General features: G+C 50.6%; 14 protein-coding genes. 5 read left to right on the top strand and 9 right to left on the bottom strand.

The features are described from left to right. Nucleotides 1–55 precede the first annotated feature (55 nt). Complete coding sequence (locus ACKWCC_RS08130) at nucleotides 56–1,216, top strand: 5-(carboxyamino)imidazole ribonucleotide synthase (RefSeq protein ID WP_413995422.1); 1,161 nt, start codon at nucleotides 56–58, stop codon at nucleotides 1,214–1,216. A gap of 144 nt (nucleotides 1,217–1,360) precedes the next feature. Here the strand turns inward: ACKWCC_RS08130 and ACKWCC_RS08125 are convergent, their stop codons facing one another. Next, nucleotides 1,361–3,355, bottom strand: coding sequence for a S9 family peptidase (locus ACKWCC_RS08125; RefSeq protein ID WP_413995421.1), 1,995 nt, complete (start codon nucleotides 3,353–3,355; stop codon nucleotides 1,361–1,363). A 260-nt stretch (nucleotides 3,356–3,615) separates the two neighbouring features. Between ACKWCC_RS08125 and ACKWCC_RS08120 the strand changes: the two genes are divergently transcribed. From ACKWCC_RS08120 to ACKWCC_RS08110, 3 genes are all read left to right on the top strand, one after another. Continuing rightward, the gene (locus tag ACKWCC_RS08120; RefSeq protein ID WP_413995420.1) at nucleotides 3,616–4,107 is read left to right on the top strand and encodes a tetratricopeptide repeat protein; all 492 of its coding nucleotides are present in this window, start codon (nucleotides 3,616–3,618) and stop codon (nucleotides 4,105–4,107) included. Between the two features lie 129 nt (nucleotides 4,108–4,236). Further along, nucleotides 4,237–4,728, top strand: coding sequence for a 5-(carboxyamino)imidazole ribonucleotide mutase (gene purE, locus ACKWCC_RS08115; protein WP_413995419.1), 492 nt, complete (start codon nucleotides 4,237–4,239; stop codon nucleotides 4,726–4,728). An 897-nt stretch (nucleotides 4,729–5,625) separates the two neighbouring features. Then, entirely contained in the window at nucleotides 5,626–7,653 is a 2,028-nt protein-coding gene (locus ACKWCC_RS08110) for a M3 family metallopeptidase (RefSeq protein WP_413995418.1), read from the top strand. Between the two features lie 25 nt (nucleotides 7,654–7,678). Here the strand turns inward: ACKWCC_RS08110 and ACKWCC_RS08105 are convergent, their stop codons facing one another. The 6 genes from ACKWCC_RS08105 to ACKWCC_RS08080 all read right to left on the bottom strand — a co-directional run bounded on the left by ACKWCC_RS08105 (nucleotide 7,679) and on the right by ACKWCC_RS08080 (nucleotide 11,163). Then, entirely contained in the window at nucleotides 7,679–8,110 is a 432-nt protein-coding gene (locus ACKWCC_RS08105) for a hypothetical protein (RefSeq protein ID WP_413995417.1), read from the bottom strand. Between the two features lie 67 nt (nucleotides 8,111–8,177). After that, the gene (locus ACKWCC_RS08100; protein ID WP_413995416.1) at nucleotides 8,178–8,582 is read right to left on the bottom strand and encodes an SDR family NAD(P)-dependent oxidoreductase; all 405 of its coding nucleotides are present in this window, start codon (nucleotides 8,580–8,582) and stop codon (nucleotides 8,178–8,180) included. Nucleotides 8,583–8,870: 288 nt separating this feature from the next. Continuing rightward, the gene (locus ACKWCC_RS08095; RefSeq protein WP_413995415.1) at nucleotides 8,871–9,284 is read right to left on the bottom strand and encodes an ester cyclase; all 414 of its coding nucleotides are present in this window, start codon (nucleotides 9,282–9,284) and stop codon (nucleotides 8,871–8,873) included. 17 nt (nucleotides 9,285–9,301) lie between these two features. Continuing rightward, the gene (locus ACKWCC_RS08090; protein ID WP_413995414.1) at nucleotides 9,302–9,688 is read right to left on the bottom strand and encodes an ester cyclase; all 387 of its coding nucleotides are present in this window, start codon (nucleotides 9,686–9,688) and stop codon (nucleotides 9,302–9,304) included. A gap of 88 nt (nucleotides 9,689–9,776) precedes the next feature. Continuing rightward, complete coding sequence (locus ACKWCC_RS08085; protein ID WP_413995413.1) at nucleotides 9,777–10,523, bottom strand: helix-turn-helix domain-containing protein; 747 nt, start codon at nucleotides 10,521–10,523, stop codon at nucleotides 9,777–9,779. A 274-nt stretch (nucleotides 10,524–10,797) separates the two neighbouring features. Further along, nucleotides 10,798–11,163, bottom strand: a complete 366-nt coding sequence (locus ACKWCC_RS08080) for an SdpI family protein (RefSeq protein ID WP_413995412.1) — start codon at nucleotides 11,161–11,163, stop codon at nucleotides 10,798–10,800. Nucleotides 11,164–11,404: 241 nt separating this feature from the next. Here ACKWCC_RS08080 and ACKWCC_RS08075 point away from each other — a divergent pair, with 241 nt between their 5' ends. Beyond that, nucleotides 11,405–12,406: a hypothetical protein gene (locus tag ACKWCC_RS08075; protein WP_413995411.1), complete on the top strand. Its 1,002-nt coding sequence runs from the start codon at nucleotides 11,405–11,407 to the stop codon at nucleotides 12,404–12,406. A gap of 408 nt (nucleotides 12,407–12,814) precedes the next feature. Here ACKWCC_RS08075 and ACKWCC_RS08070 read toward each other — a convergent pair whose 3' ends face one another. Further along, entirely contained in the window at nucleotides 12,815–13,582 is a 768-nt protein-coding gene (locus tag ACKWCC_RS08070) for an SDR family NAD(P)-dependent oxidoreductase (RefSeq protein ID WP_413995410.1), read from the bottom strand. 364 nt (nucleotides 13,583–13,946) lie between these two features. Then, nucleotides 13,947–16,517, bottom strand: a complete 2,571-nt coding sequence (locus tag ACKWCC_RS08065; protein WP_413995409.1) for a toxin-antitoxin system YwqK family antitoxin — start codon at nucleotides 16,515–16,517, stop codon at nucleotides 13,947–13,949. Nucleotides 16,518–16,577 lie beyond the last annotated feature (60 nt).

Genomic DNA, 16,577 nt, shown 5'->3' with positions numbered 1-16,577 from the left:
TTTGGTAGATTTAGGTGTATTTTTGCAATGGCCCCGCGCCATTAATTGGGAGATTATGAAAAAGGATTTTTTTTCTTCGGATTTTACACTGGGCATCCTGGGAGGGGGCCAATTGGGCAAGATGATGCTCTATGAAACCCGAAAATGGGACATTGCCACCAAGGTGATGGATGCCTCTACCGAGGCGCCCTGCAAAGTGGCCTGCAATGAATTTGTGCTGGGCGATTTAATGGATTTTGATGCCGTGCTCGCCTTTGGAAAGAATGTGGACGTACTGACCATAGAAATAGAAAACGTAAATGTGGATGCCCTGGAGCAGCTTGAAGATGCCGGTGTAACCGTGTACCCGCCCACAAAAACGCTGCGCACCATACAGAACAAGGCCACCCAAAAACACTTTTACACGGACCACAACATCCCCACCGCGGAATTTGCCCGCTTTGCCTATGCCAGCGAAATAGAGGATAGCCTGGACAATGGCGGGCTGGAGTTTCCCTTTGTTTGGAAAGCGGCCAAATTTGGCTATGACGGCCAGGGGGTTAAAGTGGTGCGCTCCAAGGCCGACCTCGCCGGGCTTCCGCCAGGGGAATGCATTGCGGAAAAGATGATCCCCTTTAAAAACGAACTTGCGGTGATCGTGGTGCGCAATCCCAGCGGGCAGGTGGTGAGCTACCCCGTGGTGGAAATGGAGTTCCATCCCGAGGCCAACCAGGTGGAATACGTGATCTGCCCCGCCAGGATATCTGCCGAAGTGGCCCAAAAGGCCCAGGACATTGCCCTCCGGGTCTCCGAAAAAATGAAACATATTGGCGTTTTGGCCGTGGAGCTCTTCCAAACCGAAGAAGATGAGATCTTGGTGAACGAGGTGGCCCCGAGACCCCACAACAGTGGCCATTACAGCATAGAGGCGAGCTACACCAACCAGTTTGAGCAGCACATCCGCGCCATTCTGGACCTGCCCCTGGGCAGCACCCAGAGCAAACTGGCCGGTATCATGGTAAACCTGGTGGGCGCCGAGGGCCATACCGGCAACGTGGTCTATGAGGGCATGGGGGCGATCATGGCCATGAAAGGGGTTACCCCCCACATCTACGGCAAGAAACAGACCCGGCCCTTCCGTAAAATGGGCCACGTGACGATCGTGAACCAAGACATTGATCTGGCCCGGACCGTGGCCCAACAGGTAAAGGAGACCATTAAGGTGGTGGCATCATAGTCCCTTGATGGTTTGCGGAGGCTTACATTTTACACAGGTCTCCGGGCCAGCCACAAAGGTGTGCCCTTTGCCCTTGAACCCAACCCAGGGGCGCCCAAAACGCCAGACCAAGTTGCCCCGGCCCACAGATGGGGTTCCCAACCGTTATTTCCTCACCGGATGCTTGGAAAACCAAGCATTGAGGTAACCATGGGTCCGTAAGAAGTTGGAAGGTTTTCTGGTGGTACCGTGGAACTCCTCATTGAATCTGATCATGACCGTGGGGACTTTGTTCATTTTCAACGCCTGATAATACTCTTCGGTCTGCGAGATGGGTGTCCTTAAATCGTTCTCCCCACACATTAACATGGTGGGTGTGGTCACATTGCCCACATACATCAATGGAGACCGCTTAATATGTTCAGATGGGTCTTCCCAGGGATACTTCTCAAAATTATAGTACCATCCGGCACCGTCCGTGGTCCCCACAAAGGAGAACCAATTGGTAACGGGGTAATTGACCGAGGCGGCGGCAAAGCGGTCCGTTTGCCCAATGATCCAGCTGGTGAGGACACCACCGCCACTGCCGCCGTAAACATACATTCTGTTTTCATCAATGTACCCTTGGGATATGACGTGGTCCACACCGGCCATCAAATCGTCATAATCCGTGCCGGGGTAGGCATTCTGGATGGCGTTTGCAAAATCGTACCCGTACCCCGTGGAGCCCCTGGGATTGGTGTAGAGGACAACTTGGTCCTGTGCGGCGTGCAGTTGAAAGTTATAATTGAACCCAACGTTGTACATGGCATGGGGCCCACCGTGGATCCTGAGCACCAAGGGGTATTTCCTACTGGCATCAAATCCGGGCGGTTTTACCACCCATCCCTGTATTTGCTTCCCATCCACGGAGGTATATGTCACTTCTTCCACCTCCCCAAAGGTCACGTTGTAAAAAATATCACTGTTTACCTGGGTGAGCTGTGTCATCTTTGCCGGATTGTCCAAGTCAACCGCCATGATGTCATTGGGGTTGCTGGGATTGCTGTAGGTGGCCACGGCCATGCCCTTGGCAATGTCCCCGAGGTTCAGGACATGGTTTCCGGACGTTACCTTCCTTACTTTTCCTTTGTTGCTCGCAAAATATAGGTTGCCCTGACCATTTTCGGCCACACTGAAGTACACCCCATCGCCCTTCTCCGACCAAATTGGGGCTCCCGGTGTTTGATCCAGGTCATTGCTGATGGAGGCCATACCGGAACCGTCCAGGTTCATCACAAACAGCTTCCGATCCTTGTAAAAATTGTCCGTCCAAATGGAGCCTACAAAGGCCACCTTGGAGCCATCTGGGGAAACGGCCGGAGACGACTCGGAGCCCTCCCTGGAGGTGAGCTCCTCTATGTTCAAGGTGTTGATGTTTACGATATACAGGTTGGATTGCCCCACCGCATACTCGGCTTCGGGCTTTCTGTAGCTGCTAAAAAGGATGGATTGGCTGTCTGCCGTCCAGGCAATGCCGCTGGAAACATTCCAGTCGCCCGAGGAAATCTGCCTGGCGGCACCACCATCGGCGGGCACAATGAACAGCTGTTGGTGTCCCCGATCAAGAAAGCCCACTCTGTCCCGGCTGTAGTTCACCTGGTCAATGACCTTGGGGGCCTCGGTCCATTTAGCCCCTTTTGGCGACGGGGGAAGGCCCTTGGGCTCCAAGGCCGGAGGGGCATCCACGTGCATGGTGAAGGCAATGAACTTCCCGTTGGGAGACCATTCCATATTGGAGGGCGACTTTGCCAATTTTGTGATTTGGGTGGGCTCGCCCTCTACGCCCAGGTACTTCACAAAGATTTGGGTCCCAGAGGGCTCCCCTTCCTTGGTAAACGCAATCCTGCTCCCATCTGGAGACCATTTGCCATTGGAGCCATTAAGGAAAAAACGATTTTTACTGCCGTCATTGTTCATGATCCAAAGATCGGTTTCCCGCTTGTCGTCCTGCAGGTTGATCCAAGTTCTGGAATAGATCACTTGTGCGCCATCCGGGGACAGACGTGGATTTGAGGCCCATTCGTAGTTCGCGTAATGTTCTAGGGACAGCCTTACCTTGTCCTGGGCCGTTAGCGGCAAAGCAACCAAAAAGAGGAGTGTGATGATCAGGTGTTTCATTTGTCAAGAGGTTATGTTCCCAAAATATTCGTTTTCCGTTTCCAGGGTTAAGATAATAAATAAATCATTGGCCAGAACACCGGGGACATCAAAGTGCCAGCGGCCCCTAACCTACTTTTAACCACCGCTATCGCCCGGCCATCTCCCCGCCAATGACATCGCCCTACAAACCTTCCAAAAAAGGCGGTTCTCCAATAAATCACGGTTTTCGGGGTTATGTAGCTGGGAGACCTTCCCTAAATTTGTAAAAAAAACAAATCATGCACCATCCCTATCATTTGGAGGACCTCTTCAACACCGCAGATCTGGACATCAAGGACGGAAAGTTGGAGGCGGCCGTGGAAAAGCTGGAACAGATATTGGCAGAGGAGCCCACCTTTGGCAAGGCCTACAACCATTTGGGCTGGCTCAACGAGACCAAGTTCAAAAACTTCAATGAGGCCGAAAAGTACTATAAACTGGCCCTACAGTACGCCCCAGAGTACGGGGCCGCCTATAAGAACTACGCCATACTGCTGAGCACGCTCAAAAAGTACGACACCCTCAAGGAGGTCCTGGAACAGGCCCTGCACGTGCCCGGGATGGACAAGGCCACCGTGTACAACGAGTACGGCATCATGTACGAACAGCTGGAAGAATACGAGACCGCCATTGCCTATTACCGCGATGCCGCCAAGGCCACGATAAACGACAAGACCATGGAAGCCGCCCTGAACTCGATCAAACGGTGCAATACCAAAATGAGCCTCTAGGCCTATGGGTATTCCAGGCTTTTGTAATACCTTGCGCTACAGTCAAAATTGCCTTGCCAAGCTTGGCCCAGCCACCCCATCCCGGTAGCTTTTGGGCCAAACGGAACGGGGCAGCACAACAACCATAATATGAGCAAAGTAGCCGTAGTCATTGGCAGCACCAGCGACCTGCCCGTCATGCAGGAGGCCGTGGACATCCTGAACCATTTTGACATTGAGGTGCAGGTGGACATTGTCTCGGCCCACCGCACGCCGGAAAAATTGTACCAATTTAGCAAACATGCCCACACCAAAGGCTTCTCGGTGATCATTGCCGGGGCCGGGGGCGCGGCGCATTTGCCCGGCATGGTGGCCTCCATGTCGCCCCTGCCCGTTATTGGCGTGCCCGTTAAGAGCTCCAATTCCATAGATGGGTGGGATTCCGTCCTTTCCATTCTCCAAATGCCCGGCGGCGTGCCCGTGGCCACCGTGGCCCTGAACGGGGCAAAGAACGCGGGCATCCTCGCGGCCCAGATCATTGGCAGTGCGGACCAAGCCGTTCTGGACAAAATACTGCAGTACAAAGAAGGCCTGAAACAAAAGGTGATCGATGGCGCAAAGAAGGTGAACGGTGGAAGGTGATGTGGGAAGTACGAAGTTGGAAGTTAGAAGTTAGAAGTTAGAAGTTAGAAGTTAGAAATGAGACGCTGAAACATTGAACCAAAGCTCAAAATAATAACGTCATGGCGAGGAGGAAGCGAAATGGTGACACCGATCCCTAGCGCTGCCGGCGCCGAAGCCATCTGTTGAAGTGCGATATTAGAAGTGAGATGTTAGAAGTTAGAAGTTAGAAATACGAAGTTGAAAGTTTTAAATCAAAACTCGGACGCTGAAACCTTGGACCAAAGCTCAAAATAAAAACGTCATGGCGAGGAGCAAACGAAATGGTGACACCGATCCCTAGCGCTGCCGGCGCCGAAGCCATCTGTTGAAGTGCGATATTAGAAGTGAGATGTTAGAAGTTAGAAGTTAGAAATACGAAGTTGGAAGTTTGAAATCAAAACACCGACGCTGAAATCTTGAACCAAAGCTCAAAATAAAAACGTCATGGCGAGGAGAAAGCGAAATGGTGACACCGATCCCTAGCGCTGCCGGCGACGAAGTCATCTGTTGAAGTACGAAATTAGAAGTTAGATTTTAGAAATACGAAGTTGAAAGTTTGAAATCAAAACACCGACGCTGAAATCTTGAACCAAAGCTCAAAATAAAAACGTTATGGCGAGGAGGAAGCGAAATGGTGAAACCAATCAATAACGCTGCCCGCGACGAAGCCATCTGTTGAAGTGCGAAATAGAAGTTAGATTTTAGATTTTAGATTTTAGAAATACGAAGTTGGAAGCACGATTTCGGACGTTGAAAAACAAACTACCTCGGGGAAAGCCCACGAGACATTCATAAGAAACTGAATTTTAATTTCGAGGTAAGCCTTGGAGCATCAAACCCTTTGGCGGTGCCAATGAACTTGAAAAAAACCCAAATATGAATCCCCTCTTAGTCCCTTTTGATGACGCCCCGTTCTCAAAAATAAAAAACGAACATTTTAAACCCGCCTTTCTCAAGGCAATGGAAGATGCCCGGGCCGAAATTGATGCCATCACCGCCAGTGGGGATGCCCCCACCTTTGGGAACACCATTGAGGCGCTGGAATTTTCGGGACAGCAACTGGATCGTATTTCCAGTGTGTTCTTCAACCTGAACTCGGCCGAGACCAATGACGCCATGCAACAATTGGCGCAGGAAATCTCCCCCCTACTCTCCGAATTTGGGAACGACATCACCCTGAACGAAGCCTTGTTCGAGCGCATTAAAAAAGTCCATGCCAAAAGGGAAATCCTGCCCTTGACCACCGAACAGCGCACCCTTTTGGAAAAACGTTACAAAAGCTTTAGCCGAAACGGGGCCAACCTGCCCGATGACAAGAAAAAACGACTGCGGGAAATAGATGCCGAACTGGCCCAACTAAAACTCAAGTTTGGCGAGAACATCTTGGCAGAGACCAATGCCTTTGCCCTGCACCTTACCCACGAAAGAGACGTGGACGGCCTCCCCGAGGGCGAAAAGGAAGCGGCGGCACAACGGGCAAGGGACAAGGGCAAGGACGGCGGTTGGCTCATTACCCTGGACTACCCCAGTTATGTGCCCTTTATGAAATACGCCAAGAACAGGGAACTCCGAAAAAAACTTTCACTGGCCTTTGGTAGCAAGGGATTCCAGGACAACGAAAGGAACAACGAAGAAAAAGTACTCAAGATCGCCCAGCTGCGCCATGAACGGGCCAACTTGCTCGGCTATGACACCCACGCCCATTTTGTGCTGGAAGAGCGCATGGCCAAAACCCCGGAAAAAGTAACGGCCTTTCTCAACGAACTTTTGGAAAAGGCCAAACCGGCCGCAAAAAGGGAATTTGAGGAACTGGCGCGTTTTGCCCGGGAGACCGACGGATTGAAGCGACTGGAAAAATGGGACGGCCCCTACTATTCGGAAAAGTTGAAGCAAAAGCTGTTTGATCTGGACGATGAGCGGCTAAAACCCTATTTTAAACTGGAGAACGTGATCGATGGGGTGTTCCAAGTGGCCACCAAACTCTTTGGCCTGCGCTTTGAGCAGGTGTTTGATGTGGATACCTATCATCCGGAAGTAAAGACCTACCGGGTTTTTGATGCGGACAACCACTTCATATCCCTCTTTTATGCCGATTTTCACCCGAGACCCGGCAAACGGGGCGGTGCCTGGATGACCTCTTTTAAATCGCAATGGAAAAAAGAAGGGAAAAACAGCAGGCCGCACATTAGCAATGTGTGCAACTTTACCCCTTCTACACCGAGCAAGCCCTCCCTGCTCACCTTTAACGAGGTCACCACCCTTTTTCACGAGTTTGGCCACGGACTGCACGGGATGCTGGCCAACACCACCTACCCCAGCCTCTCCGGAACCTCCGTCTATTGGGATTTTGTGGAGCTGCCCAGCCAGGTAATGGAAAACTGGTGCTATGAGCAAGAGGCCCTGGAACTCTTTGCCAAACATTATGAGACCGGGGCGGTGATCCCCATGGAGCTGGTAAAAAAAATCAAGGCTTCCGCCACCTTCCAAGAGGGCATGCAGACCTTGCGGCAGCTGAGCTTTGGTCTGTTGGACATGTCCTGGCACGGGGCGGACCCCACGGGCATTGCCAACGTCAAGGCCCACGAGGAGGCCGCCTTTAAGGACACGGACCTGTACCCGCCCACGCCCGAGACCTGTATGAGCACCTCCTTTGCCCATATTTTCCAGGGCGGGTATGCCTCCGGCTATTACAGCTACAAATGGGCCGAAGTGCTCGATGCGGACGCTTTTGCCCTCTTTAAGGAAAAAGGCATCTTTAACAGGGAGGTGGCCACCAAGTTCAAAGAGCACGTGCTGTCCAAGGGCGGCACGGAAGACCCCATGGTGCTCTACAAGCGCTTTCGGGGCCAAGAGCCCAAGGTAGAGGCGCTCTTGGAGCGGGCGGGGCTGTTGCAGGGGGCGTGAAAACTGTACTGCCAAGATTTATTGCTCATTCAATAAAAACGTAATCGGTGTACGGAGATGTCTCGGCATCCTCTTCAACAAAAGCGTAAAGCCCCCTTATGGCCTTTTCTATTCTAGGGGTCATCTCTTCGGCGGCTTTGGAATATTCATCGGAATCCGCTATGGGATAATAGTGGTCCCGTGTGGCTTTGCTATCATAAAAATAGAGCAACAGATAGACTCCCTTGTCCTTGCCCCTATCCGCTTTGGCAATACGAGCCGTTACGCCCGGCACCTGGCGAAAGGTGGGATTCAATATCTCCTTGGCATATTTTTCAAAGGCCATGGCATTGGCATCTTGTTTTAAGGTCATGGTCCTTACGGCGTATGTGCGCCCGTCCGGTTCTGTGTTTTGCCCATGGGTAAATGGAGTGGCCGCTAAGAGCAGCAAAGCGAAAATTTTAGATGTTGCTTTCATTGTTCTTGATGTATTGGGTTACTAAATGGTTTTGGTATGTTTTGCTTGTTCCTTCTTGGTTAAGTGTTTAAACCTTATCAAGTCCGTAGGTCTTTTTTACAATTTTTTTAAGCATGCCAGGAAAAAGATGCAATATGGGAATCATGGAAGCGAACTTGCCGATACGGTTATGCAGTTTCATCTGCTTCGCTTCCACGAGTTTAACCATCAATTCGGCGACTTCCACCGAATTATTGCCCTCGGCGGAAATACGGGCCTCAACCTGTTCGTTCAATACTTCGCGCAGAAACTCATAATCGGCAATCTTATTTTCGGAGAACCGTGCATTCTCGAAAATCTTGGTATAGTACTCCCCCGGTTTTACCAAGGCCACCTGAATACCAAAAGGCTCCACTTCATGTTTTAAGGTTTTGGCATAGCCTTCCAAGGCGTGTTTGGTGGCGCAGTAGTGTCCAAAAGTGGGTGTTTCCATAAGTTCTCCATTTTTGGTTGTTTGGTAACTTGACAAACATGGTCCTAGGCCGGCTCCCTTTGCGAAACTGCCAAAGAAATTGAATTGGTTCTTTGGCCTTTGGAAAAAGAAACCCCTTAACGGCTCATCTTCAGTGGGGAAATGGTATTGGCAAAAACTGTTTTGTACTGATTTTTGGTTGATCTGTTCCGTTCTCTTTCATAGGTGCCCGTTAACGCTTTTGGCATTCCTGGCAAAAGAACAGGCCCTTGGGCAAGATGATCGGGAGCAAGGGGGGACGGTAGATCCCTAAATTGGATTTGGTGCGGACCAATCTGCCGTGGCCTGGGGCGCCATTATGCCCAACTGTTCCATTAAAATGGTCTGGTCGGCAATTAACCACATATCGGTAATTTTATGGTGCTCCACCAAATATCGGATCACGAAAGGCAGGTCCATCTTTCCACCGGTAGGGGGAATGCCCTTGTAAATCCCCTTATGGACTCCTGTGGCCCTACCCTGGACAATGACCTTGTTGCCCTCGGCCACCATCTCTTCTATAAACAGTTCGTATTTTGGAAAAGCCTGATCGAAAAATTGAATGTGGCGGATCAATTTTTCGTCATCCATGTAGCGCCTGCACAGTTCAGGTGTTTTTTCAACACCAGATATTGCGTTGTAATATTCAATGATAAACGCTTTATTTTTCTTTGAATCGTTCATGGCATACTGGGTTCTCCCTAGGTGGTTTGGGCCTCCATGATGCCCAATTGCTCCATAAGCAACATTTGGTCCGCAATAAGCCAATGACCCGTTATTTTACCATTTTCGATCGTGTAACGAATGGCAAAGGGCAAATCCATCTTTCTTCCCGTTGGTGGAATTCCGTTAAACTCACCCGTATTTGTTCCGGTGGCCCGGGCTTGGACCAGTACTTTGTTTCCATCGGCCATGATTTCTTCAATGAACAGTTCATACTTGGGAAAAGCCCCCTCAAAGAATTCAATATGCTCGATCAGTTTTTCATCGGTAGTGTACTCTTCACAGAGTTCCCTGGTTTTCACATGTCCGGAAACGGCATTGAAATATCTGATGATAAACTCCCTGTTTTTCTTTACATCGTTCATAAAACTTTGATTTTAAATGGTTTCACTGACCCAAAAGTAGATTGTATGGGCCTTCCCCAGTTGCCCAAAGGTTGCAAAAAAATTGCATTCAGGTTGCATTTTTGACCTTTACTAATTCTGAGGGACAAAAACCGAACTCTTTTTTGAAAGCACGTGTAAAATGACTCTTGCTGGCGAAGCCCACTTCATAGCACACTTCACTCACGTTTAAATCGCGTTGTTTGGACTGTAACAGCTTTTTCGCTTTATCCAAGCGAACAAAACGTAAATATTGCTGGGGAGATTTCTTGGTTAACGCCTTCATTTTTCTAAAGAGCTGGGTTCTGCTCAAGGCCATGGCGTTTGCAAGGGCATCTACCTTAAAATTTGGGTCAAAAAAATATGATTCGATCACCGAGTTCACCTTTTTTAAAAACACCCCTTCCGATGGGCCCCTAAGTGCCGCGGCCTTTTCCAAGTTTTCAATATTGTAAAAATGGGTGGTAAGTCTCTGCACCACGGATGCATAATAATTCGGGTATTTTTTAGGTAACAGTTCAACTGCCCCTGCATCCTTTGCAGATGCGCCGGGATTCCAAATGGTGGGTATGGAAACCATAAAAACAGTTCCTTGGGCCTTCTCTTTAACCCGCATTCCTTTTTTTACGGAAGACAGCACCTCTCCCAATTTTGAAAGGTTTACCCCAGTGTTCTCCACACACAGAAAGCACACTTGATCCCCAGGGGCACCTTTAACCAAGCGAACGGTTACCGTGAACGTTTCTGGCGTAAACCTCAGGACGCGGCCTATGAGAAGCTCTATTTCCTTCAATAAATGATGTGCATTGTATTGCACAGGCCAACACGTTTTCTCTGTCCGAAAACGCAATTTCACCTGCTGTTCCTTTGCCAAGGGGCGCAGTCCCGTTACCAAATTTCGAACAAGGGGTACAATATCCGTTTGTACATCGTAATCCACCGATATATGAGATTTCCATTGCTATGCCCCTCAAGTTAATGAAAAAGTGGTATTGTAGAAAAAATCTTTACACAAAGAAAATCAGCGCCTTACAGATGCGGTGCATTTGGCACAACTGATTCTTTTTTTTGCTCCCATCACGCCTACACCTTCATTCTTTTTCGGTTTCCCTTCTTTTCTTGCCCATTTGCCAAAGCCTTAGTTCTATAATGGCCATGGCAATGCCCACACCGCCCAGAAAGGTGCCCAGGAAGAGATGGTCACTGGCCATGAAACGCATTTCTTGGTTCAGGTAGGTCACCCCGCACAGCACCAAGCTGATTCCCAAGAGGGAGCGGGCACCCCAGCGGTTGGCCCACTGCCAGTTCTCCTCATTTTTGGTGGATTGTGGGGTGCGGTACCCATACACGGGATTGATTCCCTTGGGGGGAAACACGAGATAACAGAAAGAGACCAGCAAAAGAAACAAGGCACCCAAAAAAGAGAAATCGTTCCAGACCATAATCAAGTATAGCACATTTTTTCCGAAAAAACAAAAAGGACCCTTTGAAGGCAAAAGGACCTGGGCCGCCCCGATACCCAAGTCTTACTGGATTTACAAAGGCCTTTTTTTTAACGAAGGCACTTGCCTTTGTTCCTTCCCAACTGGCATCAAAAACGGGCGGTTACACAACAACTTCTTGTGCGCCTGCCCCGTGGCCCCTATTTTTGCCCGTGGAAATTGTTCCCCTGAACCTGTACCCTAAACCCATACCCCAATGAAGCGATTTGCCTTTGCCCTAAGCTGTGTTCTCACCATGGCCTGCAGCACGGATGCCATTGAAGAGGAAAACCTGGAAAATGGGGCGCCAGGCCTTGCCGCCCAGGAATTTGACATTGATGAGCACAGCGCCCCCGGAACGGCCATAGGTTCGGTCCAGGCCACTGCCAATGGCAATGCGGTGCTCACCTATTCCTTGAGCGGTTCGCAGCTGGTTGAAATCAATGAGTCCAACGGGGCGCTTACCCTTGCAGAAGGCGCCATATTGGATTTTGAGACCGGTGGCCCCATTACCTTCACGGCCTCCGTTTTTGATGGCACGGCCATTGCCGAGGCCCCCATAACGGTGAACATCAATGATATTGACGAACTGGACATTTTGGACAACGGGCAGCAGGAGCTGCTCTCCCATTTTAGGTACCTTACCCTTTTTGAAGACCCCACATCGCCCACCCAGGACATCATGCGAAAATGGGACAGCCCCATGACCTTATTTCTCTTGGGCGATTTCCCTGCGGGCGCAGAGGATGTGGTGCAAGAGGTGATCGAGGAGTACAATGCCCTTACGGACCAAGGGGATTTTACCATCTCCATGGCAGATTCCGAGGCAACCGCCACCGCCAAATTGTTCTTTGGCACCAAGGAGCAGGTGGAAACCACGTTCCCGGCCATGTATGACATCGTCAAAGACCTGGACCTGGACGGGTACGCCAGTGCTTCTTTTGTGGGCAACTTTTACGTCAGTGCCAATATTTGGGTCTCCCGAGACACCAAGGCCTTGATAAAACACGAACTGGGCCACGCCCTGGGCCTGGGACACTCCGATCGCTGTGACAGTGCCGGACCCAGTGCCATGTGCTCTACCATTACCCCGGGCAGCGAGCTTTTGCCCATTGAAAAGGAGGCCATCTCCCTCTTTTATGACAAAGACATGCCCTCTGGCCTCAACGCGGCCCAAATAGACCAAGAACTGTCCAACCTGATCCTACTACGGGAATAATGGCCCAAGATGCAGGCCTTTCTTGCCGGAAAAAGGGAAGGTACAGGCACGCATACCGAGGCAGATACAATAAAAATGGGGAGCCCTGCCTTACAGCACGGGCTCCCCGTTTCATTTAACCCAGATTAAGCAATAGAAATTCCATTACGGCTGCAAATCCCTGCAAAATCAATCGTTACACTGACTTTTGCTCACCCACCGTAGCGATGGCTACCCGCCCGTACCGAAGGGCACATTCGGGCGGGCCTGCCCGACTGAGTCATTCAGGCGGGCGCCTCAATCGCAAAAGTCTTGATTTTATTGGGCTTTACACCCTCATCCCGAAAGTCTAGTGCATCATCTGGGGTTTAAAAATACACTGGGGCAGCCAAGCGAAAGACCCCCTTGTTGGGGCCCGATGGTTGGCCCCTAAGAGGTCATACCGCCGTCTATGGGGTTGGTGGTACCGGTAATGAAAGAACTTTCGTCACTGGCCAAAAAGAGGACAAGATCGGCCACTTCAGAGGGTTCGGCATACCTGCCCATGGGGATCGCCCTTTCCAGGTTCCTTTTGGCCTCCTCGGCCTCACCCGGGGAAAAGCCCTCCTCCAGGGAGCGCATCATCCTATTGTCTACCGGAGAGGGGTTAATGGTGTTTACCCTAATGTTGTATGGAGCCAGTTCCTGTGCCGCGGTACGCATTAACCCCACAGTGGCATGCTTGGAGGTGGTATAGGCCACGGTATTGGCAGAACCTTCCAGGCCGGCCACGGAAGAGGAAATGACAATGCTTCCCCCACCGGCTTCCCTAAGTGCGGGAACAACGTGTTTAATGCCCAGATAAACGCCCTTTACATTGACCTTCATGACCAAGTCAAACACATCATCGCTGAACTCGGTAATGGGTTGCACCTTGCCCTCGGTGCCGGCGTTGGCGAACAATATGTGCACCGCCCCGAATTTTGCCTTGGCCTTTTCCACGTAGTTTTTGGTGTCTTCCACACTGCTCACATCGGCCTGCACGGTAAGCACCCTGTCCGGGTGGCCCAACTCGGTTTTGGCCTCATCCAGGTGCTCTTGCCTTAGGTCCACGAGCACCACATTGGCGCCCTCCTTCAAAAATTTGGCCGCGGTGATCTTGCCAATGGAGCCGGAGCCCCCGGTAATGATGGCCGTTTTGTTTTCCAATCTTTTCATTATGTTGTTTTAAGGGTGTTATACCCCCTAAATTTACATTATTCTTACATAAACCCAGGAAATGCATTAAAAATTCCACCATGGCTGCAAGTCCGTTCAAGATCCATCGCTGCGATGGTTTTCGCCGAAACCTCGTGCCGTTGGCCATGGCGCCATCATGACCGTCTCGATGTTATTGGCAGCTGTACCCCAATTCCAAAGTCCCATACCCCATCTGGGCAGGACACTACAGAAAATTTTGGCAAAAAACGCCCTTTGCTTCCCTTCCGGCACAGCCGGGCGCCCCCCCGTTGCTGATGGTAAAAAAAGTTGCATCCCGGTAGGGCCCTACCATCTGCCTTTCCAGATGGTTGCCCCCACCGATTCAATACAAGGCCCCTGGTCGAATATTGTCCAGGAATATGTTCATTTCCCGCAAGAAGACCGAGGCCGTGCCAAAGGCCAGATGTTCCGTGGCCGTAAAAAGTTCCTTGTCTTCCTGCCCCATAAAGGTTACCGTCACGGCATCTCCGTTGCGCTCCATGATAAAATAGGCGGGCTTGCCCCTTATGGCATCTGCATTGAGCAGCACACGCCCCTCCTTGATCTTGCCGTTTTCAAAGACGGCCCTGTACTGTTCTTTTCCCTCCTGGTCATAGCGCAGCAAGGCGCCATCAAGAAGACCGTTCTTGGCCGTGTAGTCCAAGCGCTTTATCTCGGTATCAGGGTAATAAGTGGTGCCTTTTGTTTCCCCATTGGCCAAATAGCGGGTCACTGTCTTTCCTTTCTCGCCATCCTGTTCCACCTCCTTCACCAGGGATCCGTTTTCATAGGTCGTCATTCGTTCGCTTCGGCCGTAAGACTCCCTGATCACCTCGGTACCGTTCCACGGTAGCCCCTCCCGGAATTCCATCTTGGCCTGTACCCCGCCCTTGGCGTCATAATACGCCGCAGTTCCCTCTAGCCGATCGTTTTTATACGGTTCTGATTTGAGCAGCTGCCCATTACGGTCGTAATACTTGAAAAGGCCCTCTTTCTTTCCGTCCAGGAACTGTCCCTCCTCCAATATATTTCCGTTGTAGCCCAATTTATCATAGGGGCCGTTGCGCACACCCTGTTTCAGGACATGCCGGGTTCTCAACTTGGTATCGAAAAAGCGGCCTTCCCAAGGTTCACGGTCCTTAAAGGTGTACTTGGCGATCAGCTCCCCATCCCTGTTGTAATGGGAGGCACAACAATCCATATCCACATCGGCGATCAAAGTGGGGAGAATTTGTCCGTACAGCGCGCCGGGCCCGTAATCGTATTGCTTTAAACGGGTCTGTATGCCGTTCTCCAGCGTTTCCATACGGCGCAACTCATCACTGTCCGCAAAGAACTCATACAGGTCTCCGTTCTTTTTCACATAATCATAGGACCCCAAAAGGGCACCTTCCGCATTGTAAAACAGGCCTGTTTTTTCCTTGAACCCTTCATAGGTTATTTCACTTTGCTTTTGGCCGTTACTGTAGAAACGGACTTCCCTTTCACGATAAAAACCGTCTGGCCCGTAATACTCCTCCTTTTTGAAAGCGAGCTTTTCATCTTTGCCCACCTGACGCTTTCTGTAGCTGGTTCGTTTGGTGATGAACCCTTCCTTGAAAATTTCCACGGAGCTTATATCGCCATCGATATCAATTTGGTAACGCTCCCCGTTCTTGGGCTTCATGTACCCATCTTCATCGACCAGCTGCAAGGTTCCCATAACCCCGCCGTCCTTGGTGTAAAACACTTCCGTGGCCCCTGACTTCTTTTTGAACACCAATGGGGAAAAGGGATAATGGATAATTTCCTCCAACAGAATGCCGTCTTTATAGGTCACCTGCCTATCGCCCTGTATCTCCGTACCGTTCATGGGCCGCCAATTATCGTACTCCATACGGGCCACCTCTTGGCCGTCCTCGTCATAACTGACCTGCAGCAGCCGAGCCCCATCCCGGTAGGTGGTGATGCTCTTGGTCTGCTGGTTCTCGTAAAAGGTCTCCTCCCGCTGTAGCTTCCCATTGGCGTACACCCGTTTGCCGCTCACCAACTCTGCCCTGTATTTCGTGTAGCTTGAAAAAAAGGTGTACTCCGTGCCCTCCACGGGTTTTAGGCGCTCATCCACATACGTATATTCGATCTTCCCCATCACATCACCGTCCGGGGTGAAATACGTCTTGGAAAGGCCATTCTCTGCCGAGAACAATTCGCGCACCTGGTCCTTGCAATAAAAGTAGCTGCTGCCCAGCTGGTTCCCCTTTGGATAGTACCGTATTTCCATGGGGCGCATTGGGGTTTTATAGTAGGACACCTCTATGCCAACCCGGCTGCCATTGGCCATTTTCTTTCGCTCTCCCATCAGTTTTCCGTCCACATCAAAATACTGGATCAATACATCATAGTCATTGCCCACACTGTATCGCTCGTAGCGCGCCCCTTTGATGTCCTTGTCATAAATGATGTTCAGAATGGTATCCCCGCGCACCTCGGACATATAGCTCCGGCCATTGCTTAGCCTACCATTGGTCTTTCCGGAAACCATCTTCCCGTTCTTGAACTGGGCCTTGAGCCGTTCCCCGTCCAAAAAAGAGATGTAGGGCCCATCCAATCTGTTCTTGGTGTAGTGCCCCTCTTGCAGTAGGCTCCCATCTTCATTGTACCAACTCACCTTGCCCTCCCAGAAATCGGCATCGGGCTTGCTGGACAGTCCGTTCATCTGCACCGCCCCCGATATGTAATGATCGGTGACGCGAAACAGCTTGCCCTCCTTTTTCACCGGGGGCCTAAAATAGGAGGCGCTGTCCTTTACCGTGGTCTTCCATTTGGCATCGTAGTAGATCGTATCTTGCTGGGCCGTGGCGCTTGTGGCCATAAAAACCATTGTAACTGCGCTGAACATAAGCTTACTTAAACTTCCCATATTCTTTAATTTCATTTTGGTCTTTTTTATATGTATTGATGCCATTCCCATATTTTATCCACTACAAAACTACAC

It is taken from the genome of Maribacter aquimarinus (genome assembly GCF_047345505.1).
Taxonomy (GTDB): domain Bacteria; phylum Bacteroidota; class Bacteroidia; order Flavobacteriales; family Flavobacteriaceae; genus Maribacter.
This window is presented reverse-complemented; position numbering and strand designations above follow the sequence as displayed.